The sequence below is a fragment of the Amycolatopsis albispora genome (assembly GCF_003312875.1).
In the GTDB taxonomy this organism is placed as follows: Bacteria; Actinomycetota; Actinomycetes; order Mycobacteriales; family Pseudonocardiaceae; genus Amycolatopsis; species Amycolatopsis albispora.
Genome location: NZ_CP015163.1, coordinates 8,214,929 through 8,238,829 on the forward strand (window position 1 = coordinate 8,214,929; position 23,901 = coordinate 8,238,829).

20 protein-coding genes are annotated in these 23,901 nt (G+C 71.3%); 11 read left to right on the plus strand and 9 right to left on the minus strand.

What is annotated here, in order from left to right:
- Nucleotides 1-6: 6 nt before the first annotated feature.
- The 8 genes from A4R43_RS38760 to A4R43_RS38795 all read left to right on the plus strand — a co-directional run bounded on the left by A4R43_RS38760 (nucleotide 7) and on the right by A4R43_RS38795 (nucleotide 10,745).
- Complete coding sequence (locus A4R43_RS38760; RefSeq protein ID WP_113696639.1) at nucleotides 7-774, plus strand: ESX secretion-associated protein EspG; 768 nt, start codon at nucleotides 7-9, stop codon at nucleotides 772-774.
- A gap of 114 nt (nucleotides 775-888) precedes the next feature.
- Nucleotides 889-1,686: an Ldh family oxidoreductase gene (locus A4R43_RS38765; RefSeq protein ID WP_113696640.1), complete on the plus strand. Its 798-nt coding sequence runs from the start codon at nucleotides 889-891 to the stop codon at nucleotides 1,684-1,686.
- Nucleotides 1,687-1,694: 8 nt separating this feature from the next.
- Nucleotides 1,695-3,122 carry a mannitol dehydrogenase family protein gene (locus A4R43_RS38770; protein ID WP_113696641.1) on the plus strand — a complete coding sequence of 476 codons (1,428 nt, stop codon included), beginning with the start codon at nucleotides 1,695-1,697 and terminating at the stop codon, nucleotides 3,120-3,122.
- Between the two features lie 3 nt (nucleotides 3,123-3,125).
- Nucleotides 3,126-3,890 (plus strand): SDR family NAD(P)-dependent oxidoreductase, encoded by a 765-nt coding sequence (locus A4R43_RS38775; protein ID WP_113696642.1) that lies wholly within the window; start codon nucleotides 3,126-3,128, stop codon nucleotides 3,888-3,890.
- A gap of 50 nt (nucleotides 3,891-3,940) precedes the next feature.
- Nucleotides 3,941-4,888, plus strand: a complete 948-nt coding sequence (locus A4R43_RS38780; RefSeq protein ID WP_113696643.1) for a S8 family peptidase — start codon at nucleotides 3,941-3,943, stop codon at nucleotides 4,886-4,888.
- A 99-nt stretch (nucleotides 4,889-4,987) separates the two neighbouring features.
- A complete protein-coding gene (locus A4R43_RS38785) occupies nucleotides 4,988-8,359 on the plus strand; it encodes a pyruvate carboxylase (protein WP_113696644.1) in 3,372 nt (1,123 codons plus the stop codon).
- 4 nt (nucleotides 8,360-8,363) lie between these two features.
- A complete protein-coding gene (locus A4R43_RS38790; protein WP_113696645.1) occupies nucleotides 8,364-9,902 on the plus strand; it encodes an adenylate/guanylate cyclase domain-containing protein in 1,539 nt (512 codons plus the stop codon).
- A 24-nt stretch (nucleotides 9,903-9,926) separates the two neighbouring features.
- Nucleotides 9,927-10,745, plus strand: a complete 819-nt coding sequence (locus A4R43_RS38795; protein WP_113696646.1) for an arginase family protein — start codon at nucleotides 9,927-9,929, stop codon at nucleotides 10,743-10,745.
- Here A4R43_RS38795 and A4R43_RS38800 read toward each other — a convergent pair.
- On the minus strand, nucleotides 10,723-11,433 hold the full coding sequence (locus tag A4R43_RS38800) for a SagB/ThcOx family dehydrogenase (RefSeq protein WP_113696647.1): 711 nt from the start codon (nucleotides 11,431-11,433) through the stop codon (nucleotides 10,723-10,725). The two genes, A4R43_RS38795 and A4R43_RS38800, sit on opposite strands and share 23 nt — an antisense overlap.
- Nucleotides 11,434-11,770: 337 nt before the next feature.
- Here A4R43_RS38800 and A4R43_RS38805 point away from each other — a divergent pair, with 337 nt between their 5' ends.
- Complete coding sequence (locus tag A4R43_RS38805) at nucleotides 11,771-13,099, plus strand: PucR family transcriptional regulator (protein WP_113696648.1); 1,329 nt, start codon at nucleotides 11,771-11,773, stop codon at nucleotides 13,097-13,099.
- Nucleotides 13,100-13,585: 486 nt separating this feature from the next.
- On the opposite strand, the gene A4R43_RS38810 is transcribed toward A4R43_RS38805, so the two are convergent.
- Genes A4R43_RS38810 through A4R43_RS38825 form a run of 4 tightly spaced genes read right to left on the minus strand, consistent with a single transcriptional unit; the run spans nucleotide 13,586 to nucleotide 18,143 of the window.
- Nucleotides 13,586-14,206: a TetR/AcrR family transcriptional regulator gene (locus A4R43_RS38810; RefSeq protein ID WP_113698169.1), complete on the minus strand. Its 621-nt coding sequence runs from the start codon at nucleotides 14,204-14,206 to the stop codon at nucleotides 13,586-13,588.
- A 39-nt stretch (nucleotides 14,207-14,245) separates the two neighbouring features.
- The gene (locus tag A4R43_RS38815) at nucleotides 14,246-15,937 is read right to left on the minus strand and encodes a flavin monoamine oxidase family protein (RefSeq protein WP_113696649.1); all 1,692 of its coding nucleotides are present in this window, start codon (nucleotides 15,935-15,937) and stop codon (nucleotides 14,246-14,248) included.
- Nucleotides 15,938-15,939: 2 nt separating this feature from the next.
- A complete protein-coding gene (locus A4R43_RS38820) occupies nucleotides 15,940-16,713 on the minus strand; it encodes a carbon-nitrogen hydrolase family protein (protein ID WP_113696650.1) in 774 nt (257 codons plus the stop codon).
- On the minus strand, nucleotides 16,710-18,143 hold the full coding sequence (locus tag A4R43_RS38825) for an amino acid permease (protein ID WP_113696651.1): 1,434 nt from the start codon (nucleotides 18,141-18,143) through the stop codon (nucleotides 16,710-16,712). Before A4R43_RS38825 ends, A4R43_RS38820 begins: the two co-directional genes overlap by 4 nt.
- 193 nt (nucleotides 18,144-18,336) lie before the next feature.
- Between A4R43_RS38825 and A4R43_RS38830 the strand changes: the two genes are divergently transcribed.
- Complete coding sequence (locus tag A4R43_RS38830; RefSeq protein ID WP_113698170.1) at nucleotides 18,337-18,879, plus strand: GNAT family N-acetyltransferase; 543 nt, start codon at nucleotides 18,337-18,339, stop codon at nucleotides 18,877-18,879.
- On the opposite strand, the gene A4R43_RS38835 is transcribed toward A4R43_RS38830, so the two are convergent.
- Entirely contained in the window at nucleotides 18,818-19,189 is a 372-nt protein-coding gene (locus A4R43_RS38835; RefSeq protein ID WP_113696652.1) for a hypothetical protein, read from the minus strand. The genes A4R43_RS38830 and A4R43_RS38835 overlap by 62 nt on opposite strands.
- Before the next feature lie 86 nt (nucleotides 19,190-19,275).
- Nucleotides 19,276-19,983 (minus strand): SRPBCC family protein, encoded by a 708-nt coding sequence (locus tag A4R43_RS38840; protein WP_113696653.1) that lies wholly within the window; start codon nucleotides 19,981-19,983, stop codon nucleotides 19,276-19,278.
- Nucleotides 19,984-20,093: 110 nt separating this feature from the next.
- Between A4R43_RS38840 and A4R43_RS38845 the strand changes: the two genes are divergently transcribed.
- A complete protein-coding gene (locus A4R43_RS38845) occupies nucleotides 20,094-20,513 on the plus strand; it encodes a YciI family protein (protein ID WP_113696654.1) in 420 nt (139 codons plus the stop codon).
- 46 nt (nucleotides 20,514-20,559) lie between these two features.
- On the opposite strand, the gene A4R43_RS38850 is transcribed toward A4R43_RS38845, so the two are convergent.
- A complete protein-coding gene (locus tag A4R43_RS38850; RefSeq protein ID WP_113696655.1) occupies nucleotides 20,560-22,350 on the minus strand; it encodes a S8 family serine peptidase in 1,791 nt (596 codons plus the stop codon).
- Nucleotides 22,350-23,882, minus strand: coding sequence for a S8 family peptidase (locus A4R43_RS38855; RefSeq protein WP_113696656.1), 1,533 nt, complete (start codon nucleotides 23,880-23,882; stop codon nucleotides 22,350-22,352). Before A4R43_RS38855 ends, A4R43_RS38850 begins: the two co-directional genes overlap by 1 nt.
- Between the last annotated feature and the right edge of the window lie 19 nt (nucleotides 23,883-23,901).

Below are 23,901 nucleotides of genomic sequence, written 5' to 3' on the forward strand. Positions count from 1 at the left end.
GTGCCGATGGAATTCTGGCTGCCCACAACGGTGATCGACGTGCTCGGGGAACGGTTCGGCACCGCGCTGGTGCCGCCGCCGTTCGAGGTGCCGCACGCCGGGTCGACCACCGGCGAGCGGCAGCGCGTGCGCGAACGCGCCTGGCAGCAGCTGCGTGAAGCCCGGCTGGCCAAGGGCGACAAGCTGGACCCGGACGTGGAGAACCTGCTCCGCGTCTGGTACCGGCCCGAGGTGCTCATCACCGGCCGCCTCAACCAGGAGGAAGGCCAGCGCGACATCCGCTACCGCGCGGTCTCCGAGCGGCTGGCCGGCGTGCTCAGCGGCCAGGTCGGCGACCAGATCTCCTTCGAGGCCTGCCACGCCGACGACCTGGTCTCCGGCCTGCTGCGCTACCTGCCGCGCCTCGGCCCGGTGCCGCTGCGCCCGATCGCGGTCACCGAGCAGGCCAGGCGGCCGAAACCGGTCGAAGAGGACGAAATCAACCCCCACGACCTCATCGACGCCTACGGCGAAGCCGAGCCAGCCGAACACCGCGCGGTGCGGCAGTTCTTCAGCTGGCCGCTCGGCCGGTTCGGCGTGTTCGACCTGTGGCTGCGCGGCCGCGACGGCAGGCTCGAGGCGCTGGGCGGGGTGCAGCTGTTCGACACCGAGGGCGGCCGGTTCGTGATCATCGGGGAAAAGCTGTCCGACGGTTCGAAGCGCCGCCACTTCGTGCCGTCGGACGGCAGCCACCTCCGGCGCTGGATCCACGACCGGATCGCCGGCGCCCGCTGACCCCTTCTCCGTCCACAACGGACGGACCAGCGGGTGGAATGGTCCGCTTCCCAACCCGCGTCCGACCTGGCAAAATGCCCATCCCCGCTGTTCACCGCCGAAGAACGGGGTGGTATGGACAACCCGGAGCACCTGCTCCCGGCCGGCGTCCTGCACGCGCTGGCCGTGGACATCCTGGCCGCGGTGGGCACCCCGCCGGCGCAGGCCGCCGTGGTCGCGGGGTCATTGGTCCGGTCCAATCTGCTCGGTCACGACGCGCTGGGCGTGCGGCGGCTGCTGAGCTACGTGCCGAAGGTGCACGAGGGCGAGATCGATCCGCAGGCACGGCCGAAAGCCGAAGTGGTGCGCCCCGGCGCGGTGGTGGTGCACGGGCGGCGCGCCTTCGGGCAGCTCTCCGCCGGGCACGCGGTGCGGGAACTGAGCGTGCTCACCGTCGACCACGGCAGCGGCGTGGCGGTCATCCGGGACGGCAACGACGTGGGCAGGCTCGGCGAATACGTCGGAGCACTGGCCGGCACCGGGCTGGTCGCCTTCGCCTTCGCCAACAACGAGCGCACCCCGCTGGCGTGGGCGCTGCCGCGTGCCTCCGGCCGCCCGCCGCTGGTGCTCGACGGTGGCGCGCTGCCCGGCGCCGCGGTGTTCGCCACCCTGGTGGGTGGTTTGCTCTCCGGCCAGGGCATGCGGGGTTTTCCCGGCTACGACAGCGATTCCGGCACCGTGCTGATGGCCGTGGACATCGCCGCGTTCCTCAGCCCGGGAACTTTCCAGGAACAGGCCGAATCGTTCTGTGAGAGCCTTTCCGCAGCGCCCGGCGAGCCGGAGGAGAGCATCCGCCGCCGCCGGGCCGCGGAAGGGGTGCCGATCACCGGCCAGGACCTGGCCAGGCTGCGGGCACTTTCGTCGAACGGATAGGGGAAGCGATGGCCGTGCCGCGGCTGAGCCGGCGGACACTGGGCGAACGCCGGCCGGAACTGCTCGACAGCGTGCAGGGCGACGACATCGGCGCAGGCATCCTGCACCTGGGCATCGGTGCCTTCCACCGCGCGCACCAGGCGGTGCTGACCGAGCAGGCGCTGCTGGTCGAGCCGGGCGACTGGGCCATCCGCGGGGTCAGCTACCGCGGTCCCGGCGCGGCCGACGCGCTCAACCCGCAGGACGGCCTGTACACCGTGGTCGAGCGCGGGGCCAACGAGCGCTTCCGCATGGTCGGCGCCGTGCGCGAGGTGCTCTACCAGCGGCCGGACGACGTGCGCGCCACGCTGGCGTCGAGCGAGTGCCGGATCGTCACGATCACCGTGACCGAGGCCGGTTACCACCACGACCCGGCGACGAACCGGCTCCGGCGGGACGATCCCGAGCTGGCCGCCGACCTGGCCGGGGGCTCCCCGCGCACGGTGGTCGGGCAGCTAGTGGACGGGCTGCGGGCGCGGCGGGCCCGCGGTGACGACGCGCCGATCACCGTGCTCTCCTGCGACAACCTGCTCTTCAACGGCCGCCTCCTGGCCGGGCTGATCCAGGATTTCTGCGGCCTGGCCGGGGATCCCGCGCTCGCCGAGTGGATTCGCGGACACGTCAGCTTTCCGTCCACAGTGGTCGACCAGATCGTGCCGGCGCCCACCGAGGACTGCCTGCGCGAGGTGGAAGCGCGGCTGGGACTGGCCGACCACGCCGCGGTGGCCGGTGAGGCCTACCGGCAGTGGGTGATCGAGGACTTCGACGGCCCGCGCCCGGCCTGGGACCGGGTCGGTGTCCGGTTCGTCAGCGACATCTCCGCGGCGCAGGCGCGGAAACTGAGGCTGGTCAACGGAACCCATTCCGCGGTGGCCTACCTCGGCCTGCTCGCCGACCTGGAAACCACCGCGGATCTGGTGCGCGAGGAGGAGTTCGCCGGTTACGTGCAGCAGCTCGTGCGCGCGGAAACCGGGCCCAGCCTGGGAAACGGCGCTGGCGAGGAAGCCGAGCGGATCGTCCGGCGGCTGGCCACCCCGCGCATCGGCCACCGCCTGGCGCAGATCGCCGGGCAGGGCGCGCGCAAGCTGCCGCAGCGCCTGCTCGAACCGGCGCGTGACCTGCTCGCGGCCGGTCGTGAACCGCGGCTCATCTGCCTCGGCATCGCGGGCTGGATCAGCTTTCTCCGCGGTGCCAAGCAGTCCGGGGAGCTCGACGAGGACAGCCGCGAACTCGCCACCGCGCCGGATCTCGGCAGGTTGCTCGCGGCGTGGCGGGGTTGCCCGGAGGAACTGGCGGAGTCGAGGATCTTCCGCGAGCTGATCGCGGACGCGCTGGACGGGTTGCGGTCGGACGGCGTGCGGGCCACCGTGCGCCGCGTGGTGGGCGAAAGGAGCTGAAGCGTGCGCCTGGACGGAACGGTAGCCGTGGTGACCGGCGGTGGCACCGGGATCGGTCGCGCGACCGCGCTGGCGCTGGCCGGGGCCGGGGCGGCCGGGGTGGTGGTCAACTACTCGCGGTCCGCGGAGGAGGCCGAGCGGACCGTCGCGGAGCTGACCGCGCTCGGCTGCGACGCGGTGGCCGAGCAGGCGGACGTGGCCGACGACGAGCAGGTGCGCGCGCTCGCCGGACGCGTGCTCGACCGGTTCGGCCGCGTCGACGTGCTGGTCAACAACGCGGGCACCACCTTCCGCGTGCCGCACGCCGACCTCGAATCGCTCACCGACCAGGTGTGGCACCAGGTGCTCGACGTGAACCTGCTCGGCCCGTTCCACTGCGTGCGCGCGTTCGCCCCGGCGCTGACCGAGGCGCGGGGCGCGGTGGTCAACGTCGCCTCGATCGCCGGGTACCGGGCGGGTGGTTCGTCGGTGGCCTACGGCGTCAGCAAGGCGGCGCTGCTCCAGCTGACCAGGAACCTCGCGGTGAGCCTGGCGCCCCACGTCCGGGTGAACGCGATCGCGCCCGGCACGGTCGCCACCCGCTGGCAGACCGGGCTGCACGGCGCCGAAGCCTTCAAGGAACGGGCGAAGGCCGAGCGGGAAACCGTGCCGCTGCGGGAGATCTCCGGGCCGGAGCACGTGGCGCAGGCGGTGCTGGGGGTGCTGATGATGGACCTGGTGACCGGTGAGGTGGTCATCGTGGACGGCGGCAAGCACGTGCTGTACTGACCAGCCGTTGGTAGGTGGCTTTCGGTGTGAGCTGGGCGTAAAAGGATTTCATGAGCCTTCCGAGAGCCCGAGCCCGTGTCACCGCCGTGTCCGCGACCGTCGCCGCCGTTGTGCTCGCCATCGCCACACCGGCACACGCCGGTCCCGGCGAGCAGCCGAACCCGCCCAGCTGGGGCCTCGACCGCATCGACCAGCGCGCCGGGTTCGACCAGCTCTACCGCTACGAAACGCGTGCCGAGACGGTGACCGCGTACGTGATCGACACCGGCGTGAACTCGCTGCCCGATCTGGCCGGGCAGGTGCTGGCGGGCAAGGACTTCGTGGACGGCGACAACAACGCCGCCGACGGCAACGGCCACGGCACGCACCTCGCCGCGATCATCGGCGGCGAGAAGTACGGCGTGGCCAAGGACGTGAAGATCGTGCCGGTGCGGGTGCTGGACAACAACGGCAGCGGCACGGTGGCGAACGTGGTGGCGGGCATCGACTGGGTGACCAAGAACGCGGCGCAGCCCGCGGTGGCCGTGCTCGGTGTCGGCGGCTCGCCGAACACCACCATCGACAACGCGGTGCGGGCGCTGGCCGCGGTGGTGCCGGTGGCCGTGCCCGCCGGTGGTTCGGCCAGCGACGCGGGCAACTTCTCACCCGCGCGCGTGCCGGAGGCGCTCACCGTGGCGTCGTCGGACCAGCAGGACCGGGCCGCCAGCTCGTCGAACCACGGCCCTTCGGTGGACCTGTACGCACCCGGTGTATCGATTCCGTCGCCGACGGCGAACGGCGGGGTGCGGGTGTTGTCGGGCACGTCCACGGCGGCCGCGCACGTGACCGGGGCGGCCGCTTTGTACCGGGCGCTGCACCCGGACGCGAGTGCGCCGCAGGCAGCGCGGGCGGTGGTGGACGCGGCCACGAAGGACAAGCTGAGTGGGGTGCCAACGGGGACGCCGAATCGGCTCCTCTACACGCTCACGCCGGAGACAAGCGCGCAACCCGAACGGTGAATGATGTCCATCACCTGGACTTCAACTCCCGCTGTACGGGACTAACACGGTAACGTGCCTGGACCGACCTACCGATCCGTCAACAGGAAGGACCGGGGCATGTTCCGCAAGGTGCTCGTCGCCAACCGCGGTGAGATCGCGATCCGGGCGTTCCGGGCCGGCTACGAACTCGGTGCCGGCACCGTCGCCGTCTTCCCGCACGAGGACCGCAACTCGCTGCACCGGCTCAAGGCCGACGAGGCCCACGAGATCGGCGAACCGGGACACCCCGTCCGCGCCTATCTCTCGGTCGAGGAGATCGTCCGCGCCGCGAAGAAGGCCGGTGCCGACGCGGTCTACCCCGGGTACGGCTTCCTGTCGGAGAACCCGGACCTGGCGCGTGCCTGCGAGGAAGCGGGCATCACCTTCGTCGGGCCCAGCGCGGACATCCTCGAGCTGACCGGCAACAAGGCCCGCGCGGTCGCCGCGGCGCGCGAGGCCGGCGTGCCCGTGCTGGGCTCGTCCGAGCCGTCCTCGGACATCGACACGCTGGTCGCGGCGGCCGAGGAACTGGGCTTCCCGGTGTTCGTGAAGGCCGTCGCCGGTGGTGGTGGCCGCGGCATGCGCCGGGTCGAGGACCCGGCCACGCTGCGCGAGTCGATCGAGGCGGCGGCCAGGGAGGCCGAGTCGGCCTTCGGCGACCCGACCGTGTTCCTGGAGAAGGCGGTCGTCGAGCCGCGGCACATCGAGGTGCAGATCCTCGCCGACGGCGAGGGCAACGTGGTGCACCTGTTCGAGCGCGACTGCTCGGTGCAGCGGCGGCACCAGAAGGTGGTCGAGCTGGCCCCGGCGCCGAACCTGCCGTCCGAACTGCGGGACCGGATCTGCGCGGACGCGGTCAACTTCGCGAGGAAGATCGGCTACCGCAACGCGGGCACCGTCGAATTCCTGCTCGACCGCGACGGCAAGCACGTGTTCATCGAGATGAACCCGCGCATCCAGGTCGAGCACACGGTGACCGAGGAGGTCACCGACGTCGACCTGGTGCAGTCGCAGCTGCGCATCGCGGCCGGGGAGACGCTGGCCGACCTCGGCCTGTCCCAGGACAAGATCTACCTGCGCGGGGCCGCGCTGCAGTGCCGGATCACCACCGAGGACCCGGCGAACGGCTTCCGCCCGGACACCGGCATGATCAGCGCCTACCGCTCGCCGGGCGGTTCGGGCATCCGGCTCGACGGCGGCACCGCCTTCGCCGGCACCGAGATCAGCGCGCACTTCGACTCGCTGCTGGTGAAGCTGAGCTGCCGCGGCCGCGACTTCAAGACCGCCGTCGGCCGCGCCCGCCGCGCGGTGGCCGAGTTCCGCATCCGCGGCGTCGCCACGAACATCCCGTTCCTCCAGGCCGTGCTGGACGACGAGGACTTCCAGCAGGGCCGCGTGACCACCAGCTTCATCGACCAGCGCCCGCACCTGCTGACCGCGCGCCACTCGGCCGACCGCGGCACGCGCCTGCTCACCTACCTGGCCGACGTCACGGTGAACAAGCCGAACGGCGAACGGCCGCGGTCGATCAACCCGGTGCAGAAGCTGCCCGCGGTCCCCGAGCACGACCCGGCACCCGGCTCGAAGCAGAAGCTGGTCGAGCTGGGCCCGGCCGGGTTCGCCCGCTGGCTGCGGGAATCGCCGAACATCGGGGTCACCGACACCACCTTCCGCGACGCGCACCAGTCGCTGCTGGCCACCCGCGTCCGGACGAAGGACCTGCTCGCGGTGGCCCCGGTGGTCGCGCGCACGCTGCCCGAACTGCTCTCCCTGGAGTGCTGGGGCGGCGCCACCTACGACGTGGCGCTGCGGTTCCTCGCCGAGGACCCGTGGGAGCGGCTCGCCGCACTGCGTGACGCGGTGCCGAACATCTGCCTGCAGATGCTGCTGCGCGGCCGGAACACCGTCGGCTACACGCCTTACCCGACCGAGGTGACCAGCGCCTTCGTGCACGAGGCCGCGGCCACCGGCATCGACATCTTCCGCATCTTCGACGCGCTCAACGACGTCGAGCAGATGCGGCCGGCGATCGAGGCGGTGCGGGAAACCCCGTCGGTGGCGGAGGTCGCGCTCTGCTACACCTCCGACCTGTCCGACCCGTCGGAGAAGATCTACACCCTGGACTACTACCTCAAGCTGGCGGAGCAGATCGTCGGCGCGGGGGCGCACATCCTGGCCATCAAGGACATGGCGGGCCTGCTGCGGGCACCGGCCGCGGTCAAGCTGGTCACCGCGCTGCGCAAGGAGTTCGACCTGCCGGTGCACATCCACACGCACGACACGCCCGGCGGTCAGCTGGCCACCTACCTGGCGGCGATCAACGCGGGCGCCGACGCCGTCGACGGCGCGGTCGCGTCGATGGCGGGCACCACTTCGCAGCCGTCGCTGTCCGCGCTGGTCGCGGCGACCGACTACTCGGCCCGCCCGACCGGGCTCGACCTGGGCGCGATCGGTGAGCTGGAGCCGTACTGGGAGGCCGTGCGCAAGGTCTACGCGCCGTTCGAAGCGGGCCTGGCCTCGCCGACCGGGCGCGTGTACCACCACGAGATCCCCGGCGGTCAGCTGTCCAACCTGCGCACCCAGGCGGTCGCGCTGGGGCTGGGCGACCGGTTCGAGGAGATCGAGGTGATGTACGCCGCGGCGGACAAGATCCTCGGCCACCTGGTCAAGGTGACCCCGTCCTCGAAGGTGGTCGGTGACCTGGCGCTGCACCTGGTCGGCGCCGGGGTCTCGCCGGCGGACTTCGAGGCGGACCCGAGCCGGTTCGACATCCCGGACTCGGTGATCGGCTTCCTGCGCGGTGAGCTGGGCGATCCGCCGGGTGGCTGGCCGGAACCCTTCCGCACCAAGGCGCTGGAGGGCCGCGCCGCGGCCAAGCCGGTGGCCGAACTGTCCGAAGAGGACCGTGAGGAACTGGTCAAGGACCCGCGCCGCACGCTCAACCGGCTGCTGTTCCCCGGGCCCACCAAGGAGTTCGAGAACCACCGCGCGGCCTACGGCGACACCAGCGTGCTGCCCAGCAAGGACTTCTTCTACGGGCTGCGGCCGGGCGAGGAGTACCAGGTCGACCTGGAACCGGGCGTGCGGCTGCTGATCGAGCTGGAGGCCATCGGCGAGGCCGACGAGCGCGGCATGCGCACGGTGATGTCCAGCCTGAACGGGCAGATCCGGCCGATCCAGGTCCGCGACGCCTCGATCGCCTCGGACATCCCGGCCACCGAGAAGGCGGAGAAGGGCAACAGCAAGCACGTCGCCGCGCCGTTCGCCGGCGTGGTCACGCTGTCGGTGCGCGAGGGCGACCAGGTCGCCGCGGGCGACACCGTGGCCACCATCGAGGCGATGAAGATGGAGGCCGCGATCACCGCGCCCAGTTCGGGCCGGGTCGGCAGGCTGGCGATCACCTCGGTGCAGCAGGTGGAAGGCGGCGACCTGCTCGTCGTGCTGGAATGACCGGGTGACCACCACCGCCCGGCCGCTCGGGTCCTGGCTCCTCGGTTCGGCCGACCAGCGCGACGCGGTGCTGCGGGTGCGCCTGAACCTGCTGCTGATCACCTCGATCGTGCTGGCGAACGTGATCGGCGCGCTGGTGGTGGTCGCGCTGGTGGTGCTGGTCATTCCCGGCCCCAGCGTGTTCGCCCCGGACCTGGTGTTCTGGCAGGCCGTGGTGCTGCCGGTCTACGTCGGCTTCTCGCTGCTGGCCGGCGTGGTCTGGGGCCGCAGGCGCGCCGTGCGCACGCTGAGCTGGGTGTTCGACGGGCGGACGCCCAGCCAGCGGGAGCGGCGCGCCGCGCTGCGCGTGCCGATGCGGCTGGCGCGGGTGCAGGCGGTGTTCTGGTTCGGCGCGCTGCTGCTGTTCACCACGGTGACCGCGCTCGAACTGCCCGGCGCGGCGTTCAAGGTCGGCTTCACCGTGGCGTTCGGCGGCATCGTCGTCTGCGCGAACTCCTACCTGCTCAGCGAGTTCGCGTTGCGCCCGGTGGCCGCGCGGGTGCTGTCCACCGGGCCGCCGATGCGCCGGCGGGTCAGCGCCGGGATCACCGTGCGCCTGCTGCTGGCCTGGGTGCTCGGGACCGGGCTGCCGGTGTCCGGGCTGATGCTGGTGGCGATGTTCGCGCTGATCCGCGAGGACGTCACCACCCGGCAGCTCGCGGTGGCGATCCTGGTGCTGGGCGCGGTGATCGGCGTGTTCGGCTTCCTGCTGGTCACGCTGACCGCGCGGGCCACCGCGGCGCCGGTGCGGACCGTGCGCGCCGCGCTGGCCAGGGTGGAGAAGGGCGAGCTGGACACCGAGGTCGCCGTGTTCGACGGCACCGAACTGGGGCAGCTGCAGTCGGGGTTCAACCGCATGGTGGGCGGACTGCGTGAGCGCGAGCGCATCCGCGACCTGTTCGGCAGGCACGTCGGGCACGAGGTCGCCGCCGAGGCGCTGGACCGCCAGGCCGGGCTGGGCGGTGAGGTGCGCGAGGTGGCCGTGTTGTTCGTCGACGTGATCGGCTCGACCACGCTCGCCGCCACCCGGCCGCCCGGTGAGGTGGTCGACCTGCTCAACCGGTTCTTCGCGGTGGTGGTCTCGGCGGTGCACGCGCACGACGGGTTCGTGAACAAGTTCGAAGGCGACGCGGCGCTGGCGGTGTTCGGCGCGCCGGTGGACCAGCCGGACGCGCCGGGGCAGGCGCTCGCCGCCGCGCGTGAGATGGGTGAGCGGCTGGTGGCCGAGGTGCCCGAGTGCCAGGCGGGCATCGGGGTCGCCGCGGGGCAGGCGGTGGCGGGCAACATCGGCCACGAGAGCCGGTTCGAGTACACCGTTATCGGTGATCCGGTGAACGAGGCGGCGCGGCTGACCGAACTGGCGAAGTCGGTGCCGGGACGCGTGGTCGCGTCGATGGCCGCGGTGGACGCCGCCGACGAGGCCGAAACCGCGTGCTGGCACCAGATCGACGAGACCGTGCTGCGTGGCCGGACCGAGCCGACCAGAATTGCCGCGCCTCGCTGAGCCGGTGCCGGTTACCTTGACCGCGTGCGTATTCACGTTGTTCCGCAGACCCAGGGCGCGCTGACCCCGCGTGCCGCCGAGCTCGCCGACGGCGCCCGCGCGCTCGGCGCACTCGCCGCCGAGGTGCTCGGGGTGCTCGCCACCGAGGTGACCATCGATCCGGCCGGCGATCCGTCCAAAGTGGACGGCATCGCCAACCGCGCCGCGCTGGTGCGCAACCGGGCGGGCCAGCTGGCCGCGCTGGAGGCGCCCGAGGCGAAGGTGCTCACCATCGGCGGCGACTGCGCCGTCGAACTCGCGCCGATCGGTGTGGCCCGCTTCCGCCACGGCGCCGGGCTGGGTGTCGCCTACTTCGACGCTCACCCCGACCTCAACACCGCGGCGAGTTCCCCGTCGGGCGCGTACCACGGCATGGTGCTGCGGTCGCTGTTCGGCGAGGGCGATCCGGAGTTCGCGGCTTCGCCCGCGCTGGAACCGGGCCGCGCGGTGCTGGTCGGCACCCGCTCGATCGACCCGGCGGAGCAGGAGGCCATCGACCGGGGCCTGGCCACCGTGGCACCGGCCGCCGAGTTGCCCAAACGCCTGCGCGAGAGCGGCGCCGAGTCCGTCTACCTGCACCTCGATCTCGACGTGCTCGACCCGGCCGAGTTCACCGGGATCAACTACCCGGAGCCGGACGGGCTGAGCGTGCCCGAGCTGGTTTCCGCCATCGACTCGCTGGCCGAGTTCGAGGTGGTCGGCGCGGCGGTCACCGAATGCGTCACCGCCGACCGCGAGGAACTGCGCAAGCTCGTCCCGGTGCTGGAGGCGGTCGGGCGCGTCATGGCTTCTGGCCCACGCTGAACAGCATGGTGGCGATCTCGGAATCCGGCAGGCACAGCAGCGAGCCGAGGGCGCGGTCGTCGAAGGCGGCGATCGCGCAGCAGGCCAGGCCCAGCGCGGTGCCCACGGTGTAGAGGTTCTGCACCGCCACCCCGGCGTCCACGTGCAGCGTGCGGTAGTGCCGCAGCGGGTACTGCGTGAAGGCCACGTCCAGGCGCGCGGTCAGCGCGATGGTCACCGGGGCGTTCGTGGCGAACTCCGGCTGCAGGAAAACCTCGGTCAGCCCGGCCGTCGGGTCGCCGGGGCCGATCTCGATCAGCTGGTGCGAGACCGACTCGTACCGGTAGATGCCGGGCGGCACCCCGTCGGCCTGGCGGACCAGCAGGTAGGCACGCAGGCAGAGCAGCCCCCCGGCGCTGGGCGCCATGCCCAGCGGGTGCTTGTCCACGCCTTGGGCCTGCACAAACCGCTGCACGCCGAGCGCGAAGCGCAGCAGCGCGCTGAGCGCGGCCATGTCGAGCGGCCGGTCGGCGAACTTGGCCGCGGACCGGCGCTGCACCAGCGTGGCGACCAGGTCCGCGCGTGGCGGTTCGAGGTCCGGCAACGGGATCCGCGGCCCGTTTGGCTGTACGGGCCGGTCACGGGTGTCCTCGGACTGCCCGTTCAGCATCGCGTGCACGGCCTTCGCCGAAGAGAGCGCGTCCGCCATTCGCCCAACATAGTCGATTGCACCCGTTCGGCCGTACGCCAGACGATCTTTGGCCGAAGTTTCACCGGCGGTGACGGCTCTGCCGGGGCGCCGGCGACGGGTTGGGCCGGGTGGCGGTGTGAAAGCGGCCCGCGGCGCCGCTGACCTGGCGGTAATTGTCAGTCGGCCACAGCGGGTCGCGGTGATTTTGTCACCCCGATGACAAGAAATCGGTTTCTTCTGCGGGAGGTGACACGTTTGGGGTGACTATTCCGATGTGCTCGACGTCACCCCGCAGTGCGTCAGCTGCCCGGGCAGGGGTCGTCCGGCGGGGCCAGAGCGGAGCAAAGGAGCTGCGATGACGGTCGAGCGCGGGCTGAACTCGGTGGAAACCCGCCCGGCACTGCCCCGGCGCCTGGCCGAGATCCTGCGCCCGGAGCTGCCGACGCTCGGGGGCCAGATCGTCGAGGAGATCCGGACCGTCATTCCCGAGTACGGGCGTCCGCTCGACGGTCCGTACGGCCGGTCCATCCGCGCCGGGGTGGACTGCGCGATGTCGTTGTTCGTCGACCAGATCGCCGACCCCGGCTCGATCAAGGAGGATCTGCTCGACGTCCACCGCAAGCTGGGGCAGCTGGAGATGCGCGAGGGGCGCAGCCTGGACACGCTGCAGGCCGCCTACCGCGTCGGTGCCAGGGTGGCGTGGCGGCGGATCATGCAGGTGGGGCGGCGCGCGGGCCTGTCGTCGGCGGTGATGTCGGAACTGGCCGACGCGATGTTCGCGTTCATGGACGAGCTGGCCTCGATCGCGCTCGACGGGTATCTGGAGGCGAAGGCGTGCTCGGCGGGCGCGCTGGAAACCTGGCGGCGCCGGTTGCTGCAGCTGATCCTGGAGCGCCCGCAGCCGCCGCGGGAAGCCATCGCCGAGCTGGCCCAGCTGACCGGCTGGGCGATGCCGGCGAAACTGTTCGCGGTGGCGGTCCGCACGCCGGGCGGGGTGTCGCGCCGGCTGCCGTCGCTGGACGAGGACGTGCTCGCCGAGCTGGACGCGCCGGAGCCGCTGCTGCTGGTGCCGGGGGAGCCGGTGGACGCCAGGCTGTCGGCGATCCAGAACGCGCTGCCGGGATATCGCCTGTCGGCGGGGCCGTCCGTCCCGCTGGAGGCGGCCGCGGACTCGCTGCGCTGGGCCCGGCGCGCGCTCACCCTGACCGGCGAGGGCCTGCTCCCGGCTCGGCGGTTGATCCGCGCGGAGGAGCACCTGGCCGCGGTGTTGTTGCATTCTGACGAGAACCTGATCGCGCAGCTGCGGGAGCGGCATTTCGCGCCGCTGCGGGGAATGACGGACAAGCAGCGCGGCAGGCTCACCGAAACGCTGCGGGCCTGGCTGGATGCGCAGGGCAACGTGCTGGAGATAGCCGAGCGGCTGAAGGTGCACCCGCAGACGGTGCGCTACCGGATGCGGCAGCTGCAGGCCACTTTCGGGGCGAGCCTGGATGATCCGGATTCGCGGTTCGAAATGGAACTCATCCTGCGGAGCGAGCCACGACCGGGGCAGCCGAAGGACACGCGCGACGAGACGCCGAACGGGTCGTGGGCGCGGTACCGGCTGGCGGAGGTGATGCCGGTACCGCGGGGGCCGGTCACCCCTCCGCCGGGCTCACCGAGACCGCGCCGCTCACCCGCCTGACGGGCCGCGCCTGGCCTCCCCGGCCCGCTTGACCGCCCCGCCTGATGCAATGAATGTGGCTTTCATAGCGTCAGGCGCAATGAAAGCCACATTCATTGCACGACCGGCGCCGCCTCGCCTGACCGCCCTGATTCGCGCCCCCTCGGGAGCATCCCCGGGCGCGCGCGACACGAATGTGGCTTTGGGGGCCGAATCCGCCCCGAAAGCCACATTCGTGTCCGCCAGGTGCCCCGAAAGCCACATTCGTGTCGTCCGGCGCGGCGCGCCACCGAGGGTGTCGTCCGGCGCGGCGCGCCACCGAGGCCGCGCCAGGCAGGGCGGCGCCGCGGGTTGCCTCGGCTGTGCCGCCTCCGGCCACTCGCGCCGCCTGCCTGGCTAGCGCCACCGCCCCGGCTGGCCGCGCCGCTCACCCCTCAGATGTCACGAATGTGGCTTTCGAGACGCCCAACGTCTCGAAAGCCACATTCGTGACACCAACCCGGCACCCTACGTCGCGCGGATTTTGTCGAAGATCTCGTTCACCAGGGTGAGCAGGGTGCCGGTGAGCAGGGCGTGTACCTGTTCCCTGGTCAGCGCGCCCCGCACCAGCCATTCCCGGCCCGCCGCCTTGACCATGCCGCCGTAGGCGCGGACCAGCGCGTTCAGCTCACCGTGGTGCGGGTCGTCCGCGGTGATGCCGACGGCTTCGAGCACCCGGTCGGCCGATTCGCGGTCGGCCTCCTCGAGGATCTGCTCCACCGCGAGGTCGCGCCCGATGCCTTCCGGCGCGATCGCCGCCAGCCACAGGTTCTCCTGCCGCCCGACCATGTCGAGGAACCACGACACCGCCGCGTCCACCCGCTGCTCCAGCGTGCCTTCCGGCAGGATCTCCACGGCGAAGTGCGGCACCGTCAGCGCCCGCCGGATCACCGCCAGGTACAGCTCCCGCTTGGTGCCGAAGTAGTGGTTGATCAACCCCCGCGCCACGCCCGCCTCGGCTGCGATGTCCGAAGTGGACACTTCGGCGTACGGCCGCTGGCCGAACAGCTCCGCCGCGCAGTCGAAGATCTGTTCCTTCCTGGCGTCCGGTTCCAGTCTTCGCCACTTGGGTGCGGGCTCGGTGCTCATGTCCGGCATTTTCGCACGAACCCTCCGGTAACGCGTCATTCAGTCGGGCAGCACGAGCGGGGCGATTTCGTCGAAGAGATCACCCGGTCCGGGGTTGTCCGGATGCGTCCGCCCGCCGAAGTGGTGCAGCACGCCCCAGACGGCGTTCAACGCGGTCTGCACCGCGCCCTCCGCCCAGCCCGCGGTCCACGAAACGTCGTCACCGGCCAGGAACAGCCCGCGGTAGCGCTCGGGCAGCCGGTCCTGCATGAAGTGGGTGAACAACCGTTCCTGGTACCGGTAGTGCCCGGGCAGGTTCGCCTTGAACGCGCCCATGAAATGCGGTTCGGCCTCCCACGACACGGTGACCGGATCACCGGTGATGTGCCGCCGCACGTCCACGCCGGGATAGATCTCCCGCAGCGACTGCAGCATCACCTCCACCCGTTCGGTGGCCGAAAGCGGCAGCCATTTCAGCGAGTCGTCGGCCCAGGTGTAGGAAAGGCAGATCACCGCGGGCGAATCCGGCCCGGAGTCGAGCAGGTAGGTGCCGCGGGTCATCCGGTCGGTGAGCGTCATGCTCATCGTGTCGCGCCCGGTGACCGGATCGGGGTCGAGCCAGAACGGCCGGTCCACCGGCACGAAGACCTTCGAGGACTCCATGTAGTGCGTGCGCTCGATCGCGGTCCAGTGGTCGATCGGGAACAGCGATTCGTCACACGAGATCTTCGCCAGCAGCATCCAGCTCTGCGCGGTGAACACCGCCGCCGGATAGGTGCGGATGCCGCCGCGGGTGTCGGTCACCGTGATGTTGTTCGGCGCGGTGCGGTGCAGGCGCGCGACGCCGGGCCGCGGGGCGCCGCCGTGCAGTGAGCGCAGGCTGGTCCCGGCCGGCCAGTGCGTCATCCGCGACGGCACCCGGTCCCACAGCCGGAGCGGCAGCTGCTGGCTGCCGCCGACGATGCTGCGGTGCTCGTCGTCGGCACCGGTGTAGACCACCCGGAGGATCTCCAGGATGGAGTTGGGGAAGTCGGTGTCCCAGCCGCCGGTGCCGAAGCCGACCTGGCCGAAGATCTCGCGGTGGCGGAAGGAGGCGAAGGCGGGCGAGTCGCAGAGGAAGCCGTAGAAGGTCTGGTTGTCCAGCTTCTCCACCAGCTCGTTCCAGATGTCCTTGATGCGCTTGACGTCCCGGCGGCGGATCGCGTCCTGCATCTCCCCGAAGGCGGCGTGGCGGTCGAGCGTGGCGTGCCAGGCGGCGGAGACCTCCCCGAACACCGCGGGCAGGTCGGCGGGCGAGGTGGCGTAGTGCGTTTCGCCCTTGAGATCGACCACCGTGCTCGGCGTGGCCGGTGCCAGCGGGTTCGGGAACTCCTTGGTGCTCAGGCCCACCTTGTCGATGTAGTGGAACAGCGAGGTCGACGACGGCGGGAAGCGCATCGCGCCCATCTCGGCGACCACATCGGACGGAAAGCCGTCGAAACTGACCGTGCGCAGCCGCCCGCCGAGCTGGTCGGCTTCGTAGACCACCGGGCGCAGCCCCAGCTTCATCAGCTCGTAGGCGGTGACCAGCCCGGACAGCCCGCCGCCGATCACCGCCACCTCGCGGCCGTGGTGCTCGGGCGGAACAGAGCCGAGCCCGGCGGGGTGGGCCAGGTAGTCGTCGTAGGCGAACGGAAAGTCCGGGCCGAACATCGTGATCGGCCCGCCCGGCGGTTCGGGCGTGTGGATCGCGGTGGGCACGGCGGAGGTCATGCTCAGGCCTTTCTCTCGTACAGCTCCGGCCGCCGGTCGGCCAAGTGCGTGTTCTCGCGGCGGGAGGCGGCCAGCCGCGCCGGATCGACCGTGGCGAGCAGCAGTTCCTCCCCGGCACCGGCGCGGGCGAGTTCGGTGCCGTCGGGCGCCATCACCACGCTGCGGCCGCAGTAGTCCAGCTCGCCTTCGACGTCGCATCGGTTGGCGTAGGCCAGGAACACCTGGCTTTCGTAGGCGCGCGCGGGCACCACGATGTCGGCGACGATCTCGTACGGCCGCATCAACGCCGTCGGCACCACCAGCAGTTCGGTGCCCGACAACGCGTGGGCCCGCACCAGTTCGGGGAATTCGACGTCGTAGCAGATGAGCAGGCCGACGGTCAGTTCGCCGAGCCTGGCCTGCACCACCGCCCGGTCGCCGGGGGAGAAGTGCGCCTTGTCCAGCTCGCCGAACAGGTGCGTCTTCCGGTAGTTGGCCAGCGCCCGCCCGGTCGCGTCGATCAGCTGGACGCTGTTGTGGACGGTGCCGAGTGCGCGTTCCGGGTAGCCGTAGGCGATCGCCAGCCCGTGTGCACGGCAGATCTCGGCGACCCGGCGTGCGGTCGGGCCGTCGGCCTGCTCGGCCAGGTCCTCGGCGGCCTCACCGATGTTGTACCCGGTGGCCGCCATTTCCGGGCAGACCAGCAGGTCGGCGCCCGACGCGCGGGCGGCCGCGCCGGCCAGCCGGGGCAGGAAGTCCGCGCCGTCGGCGGGACCCTGGAACACTGCGACCTTCATGACCGTGCCAGCTTCGAGCGCCGCATGCCGTACGCGAAGTACAGCACCAGGCCGAACAGCATCCAGCCGGCGAAGGTCAGCCAGGTGGCGACGTCCAGGCTGAACATCATGTACGCGCAGCAGAGCACGCCCAGCACCGGCGTGACCGGGGCGAGCGGCACGCGGAAGGTGCGCGGCATCTCCGGGCGGCTGCGGCGCAGCACCAGCACCGCCACGTTGACCAGGCCGAACGCGAACAGCGTGCCGATGCTGGTCGCGTCGGCCAGGTTGCCCAGCGGCACGAACGCGGCCAGCACGGCGACAAAACCGGACACCACCAGCGTGTTGATCCGCGGGCTGCCGGTCCTGGCATCCACCTTGGACAGTGCTTTCGGGACCAGCCCGTCGCGCGACATGGCAAAAAGGATGCGCGTCTGTCCATACAGGACGGTGAGCACCACGCTGGAGATGGCCACCAGCGCCCCGGCGGCCAGCAGCGCGGCCCAGAGCTTGTTGCCCAGCACGGTGGTGATCACGTGGGACAGCGCCGCCTCGGAGCCCTCGAACCCGGTCCAGTTCAGCGCGCCGACCGCGGCCAGCGCGACCAGGCAGTAGAGCAGGGTGACGATGCCGAGCGAGAGCAGGATGGCACGCGGCAGGTCGCGCTGCGGGTTCTTCGCCTCCTCACCGGCGGTCGACGCGGCGTCGAAGCCGATGTAGGAGAAGAACAACTTCGCCGCGCCCGCGCTCATCCCGGCCAGGCCGAGCGGCAGGAACGGGCTGAAGTTCCCGGCCTCGACCGCGCTGAAGGCGATGAAGCAGAACAGCAGCAGGGTGGCCACCTTGACCACCACCATGATCGCGTTCGCCCGCGCGCTTTCCCTGGCCCCGGCCAGCAGCAGCACCATGGCCAGCAGCACGATCACGATCGCGGGCAGGTTGACGATGCCGCCGTCGCCGGGCGGGCTGCTCAGCGCGGCGGGAATGGTCACGCCGAGAGTGAGGTCGAGCAGCTCGTTGATGTACTGGCCCCAGCCGACGGCCACCGAGGCCACCGAAACCCCGTATTCGAGCACCAGGCACCAGCCGCAGACCCAGGCGACCAGCTCGCCGAGGGTGGCGTAGGCGTAGGTGTAGGACGAACCGGACAGCGGGATCATGCCCGCCAGCTCGGCGTAGGACAGCGCGGAGAACAACGCGGTGATCCCGGCCAGCACGAACGAGAGCACCACGGCCGGGCCCGCCACCGGCACGGCCTCGCCGAGGACAACGAAGATGCCGCTGCCGAGCGTCGCGCCGATGCTGAGCATGGTGAGCTGGCTCAGCCCGAGCGTGCGCCGGAGGGTGCCGCCCTCGCCGTGGCCGCCTTCGGCGAGCAGGACGTCCACGGGTTTGCGGCGCACCAGTGCGGCACGCAACCCCGCGCTGGACCGATCGGATCGCTGGCTCATCCCGCACACGCTATCGTTCGCTTTCTGCCGCCGAAAACAGGTGTTCATTGTGTGTTGCCCGTCTCAACCGGCGATTCATTGCGGTGTTGGACACGAGGTGCCCCACTTCGTTACCACGCAAACCCAGTTGATCGGGCCGGGGACCGGGCTCGAAACTACCTGGACAGCCACACCGCCGACCGAGGGGAACACCTTGCACATCCGTGAGTTCACCGATGCCGACTGGGCCCAGGTGTGGCCGATCGTGCGTGAGGTGGTGCGGAAGGGCGACACCTATGCCTACGACCCGGCCATGACCGAGGACGAGGCCCGCGGCACCTGGATCGAGCGCCCGCCGCGCCAGACGGTCGTCGCTGTCGAAGACGGCCGCGTGCTCGGCACCGCGAAGATGGGCGCCAACCGGGCGGGCCCGGGAGCGCACGTCGCCACGGCGAGCCTGATGGTCGACGCCGGGGTGCGCGGCAAGGGCGTCGGCACCGAACTGTGCCGGTACGTGCTGGACTGGGCGAGGGATCGCGGGTTCGCCGGGATGCAGTTCAACGCCGTGGCCGCGTCGAACACCTCCGCGGTGAAGATCTACCAGCGGCTCGGCTTCGAGATCGTCGGCACCGTGCCCGGGGCCTTCGAGCACCCCGAACTGGGCCGCGTCGGGCTGCACATCATGTACTGCGACTTCACCGCCACTCAGCGCCCCAGTGCCGAACCGGCGGATCCCCCAGCAAGCCCGCCGCGGTGAGGATGCGCACGGCTTCCGGGCCGACCCTGGTCACCTGCGCTCCGCTGGACCGCACCTGCGCCATGGTGTCGTAGCGCCGCGGCGCCGGGCCCGCGGTGTGCGACCACCAGGCGACGGTGGCACAGGTGGCTTCCCGCAGCGCGTGCCGGACGACTGGGCCACCTGGGCGCGGCGGCGGATAGGTCGCGGTCAGCAGCAGCCCGTCCACCAGCGCCGACGCCTTGCTCAGCGTGGGCTCAATGCCCTCGGGCGGCTCGGGGAGCGCGCGCGAGCGCGCGTAGTCCTCAGGGGTGGCGTGCGCGGTGGTCATCGGTCCCCTTTCCGACTCGGTCGTCGGGGGTGGGACGCGGAAACCACGAACGTGTGACGGCAGCCGGGCTGTGGTGCCCGCCACGCCTACCGGTAGACGGTGTCCAGCCAGGCCCGCAGCGCCTTGCCGCTGGTCTCGGCGTTCGCGTCGCGCGCGAACAGGTGCAGGCTCACACCGACCGGACCGCCCCAGGTGTTGCGGCCGAACACCCGGTACAGCGCGTCTTCCGTGCGCAGCCCGAGAAACCACTGGTTCAGGTGGTCGACCACCGCGGTCCGCGGCTGCCCGGCCAGCGCGACTTCAACGCGGTCACCGGCTTCGCGCACGCCCAGCGCGGCCAGCAGCCGGGCGAACCCGTCCGGTGCCATGGACGACTCGGGCGCGTCGGCGGCGACGTAGGTGGCCGCGCGCCCCGGGAAGTGGCCGACGTACTGCCCGAGCGTGTGCAGGTAGAAGTCGGTGTGCTTGGCGGCGCCGTCGTACTCGTTGTCCCAGTCCTCGTCGGCGAGCATGCCGCTGTGCACGAACCGCAGCACCGTGGTGCCTTGGCGGCCTTCGAGCACCCATTCCAGCGCGTTGAACGAACCGTCGGGCTGCTCCGCGCGCAGCGCGTACCGCTCCGGCGGGGTCCAGTCGAGCACCTGGTGGTCGTCGAGCAGCCGGTAGCCGCCTGCCTCGGGATCGGACTCGGTGGGGAACATCCAGCCGGCGGTGCCCGCGGTGATCGCGGCCCACACCTGCTCGGGCGTGGCCGGGAGCGTGACCTGGCGATTGATCTCGAACTCGCGCGGCATCGGGCCACCGTCCCACCGAAAGAAAAAACTGTCAACACGGCCCGGTCGATCCCGGCCGCCCCGGTTCGACGCCTGGTCAGCGAACACTCGCCGATACGGAGGTCGAAGCGATGCGGTTCATGATCCTGATGAAGTCGGACGAGCGCGCCGAGGCCGGTGAGGCAGCCACCGAAGCCGACCTGGCCGCGATGTACCGCTACAACGAGGAACTGGTGAAGGCGGGCGTGCTGCTCGGCGGGGAGGGGCTGCACGCGAGCGCACGCGGCACCCGGGTCACGCTCACCGCGGAGGAAACCGTGGTGGCGCACGGGCCGTTCCCGCGGCCGCGTGAGCTGGTCGCCGGGTTCTGGCTGATCCAGGTGAAGTCCAGGGAGGAGGCGATCGCCTGGGCGCGGCGGTGCCCGGCGCCCGCCGACGGCGAGACGGTGCTGGAGCTGCGGCAGGTGGTCGAGGCCGAGGACTTCGGTGACGCGCTCACCCCGGAACTGCGGGAGGCCAACGACCGGCTGCGGGAACTGACCGTGTCCTGAATGGACGGTGGCTCGCCGCGGCGAGCCACCGTCCGTTGTGGAGCCGTCAGCGGGTGGTCAGGGTGTAGACCGTGGTGCCGGTCGTCCCGTCCGCGCCGGTGGCGGTGATGGTGATCGGATGGGTCCTGGCGGGGGCGTCGAGCACGAAGAAGGTCAGCGTGGAACTGCCCCCGTTCGGGATCGTGGCCGGGTTGAAGAAGGCGAACACCCCCTGTGGCACCGCCGCCGAGAGCGTCAGGTTCCCGCTGCCGCCCGAAGCGGTGACGGTGGTGCTCACCTGGGTGCCGAAGCCGCCGGTGCCCGAGGACGGCGACGCCGCGACGCTGATGTCACCGGCGGGCGCGCCGACCACGAGCGTGAGTTCGGCGGTCCGGCTCACCGACGCGGCCTTGCCGGTGACGGTGATCCGGTACGTACCGTCCGGAGTGGACGATCCGGTGGTGATGGTCAGCTTCGCGGTTTCCCCGGCGGTGACCGAGGTCGGCGCGAACACGGCCGCGGCGCCCGAAGGCAGTCCGGTGGCCGAAAGCGAGACCGTCTCGGCGGTGCCCTTGACCACCTTCGTGCCCACGCCCGTCGAGGCCGACCCGCCCGGCTCGCCGACGGTGATCGAACCGGGGCTCACCGAGAGCGAGAAGTCGTTCGCGGGCTGCTGGCCACCGCCGATGAACCCGGTGTAGAGCAACCGGTTCGGCGAGCCGGAACCGGCGTTCTTCACCACGCCCTCGGTCGCGTTCGAGGTGAGCGCCGAGTTGACCTGGTCCGGCGTCGCCGACGGGTTGGCCTGCAGGTACATCGCGGCCGCCCCGGCGCCGTGCGGGCTGGCCATCGAGGTGCCCGACATGCCGGTGCTGGCGGTGTCGTTGAGGTGGCTCGCCGAGGTGATGTTGCTGCCCGGCGCGAACAGGTCCACGCAGGTGCCGATGTTGGAGAACGACGAGCGGTTGTCGCTCGCGTCGGTCGACGCCACCGTGAGCACCTCGGGAATCTTCGCCGGGCCACGGCTGCACGCGTTGCCGCCGTTGTCGTTGCCCGCCGCCACCACCGTGGTCACCCCGGCCTGGAGCAGCCCGCGCATGGCGTCGTCACCGATGCCCGCGGTGTCGAAGGTCATGCTCATGTTGGCGACCGCGGGCTTGGCCGCGTTCTCGGCCACCCACTCGATGCCTTCCAGCGCGTCGGAATCCGGCGCCGAGCCACCGCAGCCGAGCACCTTCACCCCGACCAGCTTGACCTTCTTGGCCACACCCCAGGTTTTGCCGCCGACCGTGCCGGAGACGTGCGTGCCGTGCCCGTGGCAGTCGTTGGCGTCCGGGTCGCTGTCCACGAAGTCGTAACCGGAACTCGCGCGGCCTTCGAATTCCGTGTGGCTGTACCGGATTCCGGTGTCGAGCACATATGCCGTGACGTCCGCGGCGGTGTTGTTGTAGGTGTAGTTCTTGTCCAGCGGCAGGTTCCGCTGGTCGATCCGGTCGATGCCGTAGGTGGCGTTCGGCTGGGTGTCCGCCACGCGGGCGGTGCCGTCCTGGTAGACGGCCTTCACCGCCGGGTCCGCCGCCAGCCGCCTGGCCTGAGCCTCGCTCAGGCCACGCACCGCGAAGCCCCGCATCGCGACGTTGAGGGTGGACTTGAGGTCACCGCCGTAGCGGTCGGTCAGCGAGGCCGCCGCCGAGTCCACAGTGGACGCTGCCACGGTGTCCTTCAGCGAGACCACGTAACCACCGGCGACCGGATCACCGGCCTGGACCACTGTCCCCTGTGGAGACGAAGCAGCCGCCGCTCCCGGCAGCACGGCCAAGAGTGCCGCCGAACCCAGGATCCCGAGCAGTGCGCGCATCAGAAGCTCACCCCGAAAGAGTCGATGTGACCGGTGTCGTAGGCGTAGACGTCCCGCACCCGCAGCGTCCAGGTGCCCGACTTCGGCTCGGCCGCGGCGTTCACCGCGTAGGTGGTGTTCAGGTTGATCGTGCTGCCACCGCCCGCCTGCTTGAGGTGGTAGGCCGTGCCGCTTGGGCCGACCAGGTCGATCACCAGGTCACCGGTGTACGGGTGCTGGAAGGCCACGGCGACCTTGGTGGCGGCCGTCGCGTTGCCCTCGCAGCCTTCGACGACCACCGAGCTGGTCACCGCCGCGCCCGCGTCCGGAATGGCCACGTCGTCGGGGTTCGTCGCGCCCGCGCAGGTCGGTGGCTGGCTGGTGGCGCCGATGCGCAGCAGTTCGTTCGGCGAGCCGGAACCCGGGTTCTTCACCACGTTGTGCGTGGCACCCCGCACAAGCGCGTCGCGCACCTGCGCCGGGGTCGCCGAGGTGTTCGCCGCCAGGTGCAGCGCCGCCGCGCCGGCCACGTGCGGGGTCGCCATCGAGGTGCCGCTGATCGTGTTCGTCGCGGTGTCCCCGGTGTACCAGGAGGAAGTGACCGAGGTGCCGGGGGCGAACAGATCGGTGCAGGTGCCGTAGTTCGAGAACGACGACCGGTTGTCGGAGCTGTCGGTGGCGTTGACCGTGATCGCCTCCGGCGTGCGCGCGGGGCTGGTGCCGCACGCGTTGGTGTTCGAGTTGCCCGACGCCACGGCGAAGGTGATCCCGGCGCCGATGGCCTTCTTCACCGCGTCGTCGACCGCGCTGTTCGCGCCGCCGCCGAGGCTCATGTTCGCCACCGCGGGCTTCACCGCGTTCTTGGCCACCCAGTCGATGCCGCCGATGATCGCCGACCACGCGCCGTTGCCCTGGCAGTCCAGCACCCGCACCGCGACCAGGTCCACCTTCTTGGCCACGCCGTAGGTCCGGCCGCCGAGGGTGCCCGCGACGTGCGTGCCGTGCCCGTTGCAGTCGTTGGCGACCGCGTCCCCGTCGATGAAGTCGTACCCGTTCTTCGCGCGGCCTTCGAATTCCTGGTGGCTCAGGCGCGCGCCGGTGTCGAGCACGTAGGCCGTCACGCCCGCGCCGCCGTGGTCCGGGTAGGTGTACTTCTTGTCCAGCGGCAACGCGGCTTGATCGATCCGGTCCAGGTCCCAGGCCGGGTTGTCCTGCGTGCCGATCGCCGTGGCGACGCCGTCCTGCTGCACGTAGGCCACCGCGGGGTCGGCCGCGAGCCGCCGTGCCTGCCGCTCGTCCATCCGGGCGGCGAACCCGTTGAGCACGTGCTGGTAGGTCTGCTTCACCTCGGCGCCGTACCGGTGCGCCAGCGAGCCGGCGGTGCCGTCCTTCAGCACGACGATGTAGCTGTCCGCGATCGACCCAGGCTGCCCGGCACCCCGGACCGAGCCCTCCTGCGCGGCCTGTGCCGTGGTGCCCGGCAGGCCCGCGACCAGCACCGCGGCCGCCCCGGCGACCAGGGCCTGTGCCCAGGCCCGGTGTTGTGCACGCATTCACCCACTCCAATCCGCT

What these genes read in the sequence shown, in the direction of transcription:
- A4R43_RS38820 (WP_113696650.1), bottom strand. Translation starts at nt 16,713, where the DNA reads ATGAAGGTCGCAGTGTTCCAGGGTCCCGCCGACGGCGCGGACTTCCTG.
- A4R43_RS38845 (WP_113696654.1), top strand. Translation starts at nt 20,094, where the DNA reads ATGCGGTTCATGATCCTGATGAAGTCGGACGAGCGCGCCGAGGCCGGT.
- A4R43_RS38815 (WP_113696649.1), bottom strand. Translation starts at nt 15,937, where the DNA reads ATGACCTCCGCCGTGCCCACCGCGATCCACACGCCCGAACCGCCGGGC.
- A4R43_RS38810 (WP_113698169.1), bottom strand. Translation starts at nt 14,206, where the DNA reads ATGAGCACCGAGCCCGCACCCAAGTGGCGAAGACTGGAACCGGACGCC.
- A4R43_RS38800 (WP_113696647.1), bottom strand. Translation starts at nt 11,433, where the DNA reads ATGGCGGACGCGCTCTCTTCGGCGAAGGCCGTGCACGCGATGCTGAAC.
- A4R43_RS38840 (WP_113696653.1), bottom strand. Translation starts at nt 19,983, where the DNA reads ATGCCGCGCGAGTTCGAGATCAATCGCCAGGTCACGCTCCCGGCCACG.
- A4R43_RS38805 (WP_113696648.1), top strand. Translation starts at nt 11,771, where the DNA reads ATGACGGTCGAGCGCGGGCTGAACTCGGTGGAAACCCGCCCGGCACTG.
- A4R43_RS38765 (WP_113696640.1), top strand. Translation starts at nt 889, where the DNA reads ATGGACAACCCGGAGCACCTGCTCCCGGCCGGCGTCCTGCACGCGCTG.
- A4R43_RS38825 (WP_113696651.1), bottom strand. Translation starts at nt 18,143, where the DNA reads ATGAGCCAGCGATCCGATCGGTCCAGCGCGGGGTTGCGTGCCGCACTG.
- A4R43_RS38780 (WP_113696643.1), top strand. Translation starts at nt 3,941, where the DNA reads ATGAGCCTTCCGAGAGCCCGAGCCCGTGTCACCGCCGTGTCCGCGACC.
- A4R43_RS38760 (WP_113696639.1), top strand. Translation starts at nt 7, where the DNA reads ATGGAATTCTGGCTGCCCACAACGGTGATCGACGTGCTCGGGGAACGG.
- A4R43_RS38770 (WP_113696641.1), top strand. Translation starts at nt 1,695, where the DNA reads ATGGCCGTGCCGCGGCTGAGCCGGCGGACACTGGGCGAACGCCGGCCG.
- A4R43_RS38855 (WP_113696656.1), bottom strand. Translation starts at nt 23,882, where the DNA reads ATGCGTGCACAACACCGGGCCTGGGCACAGGCCCTGGTCGCCGGGGCG.
- A4R43_RS38785 (WP_113696644.1), top strand. Translation starts at nt 4,988, where the DNA reads ATGTTCCGCAAGGTGCTCGTCGCCAACCGCGGTGAGATCGCGATCCGG.
- A4R43_RS38850 (WP_113696655.1), bottom strand. Translation starts at nt 22,350, where the DNA reads ATGCGCGCACTGCTCGGGATCCTGGGTTCGGCGGCACTCTTGGCCGTG.
- A4R43_RS38835 (WP_113696652.1), bottom strand. Translation starts at nt 19,189, where the DNA reads ATGACCACCGCGCACGCCACCCCTGAGGACTACGCGCGCTCGCGCGCG.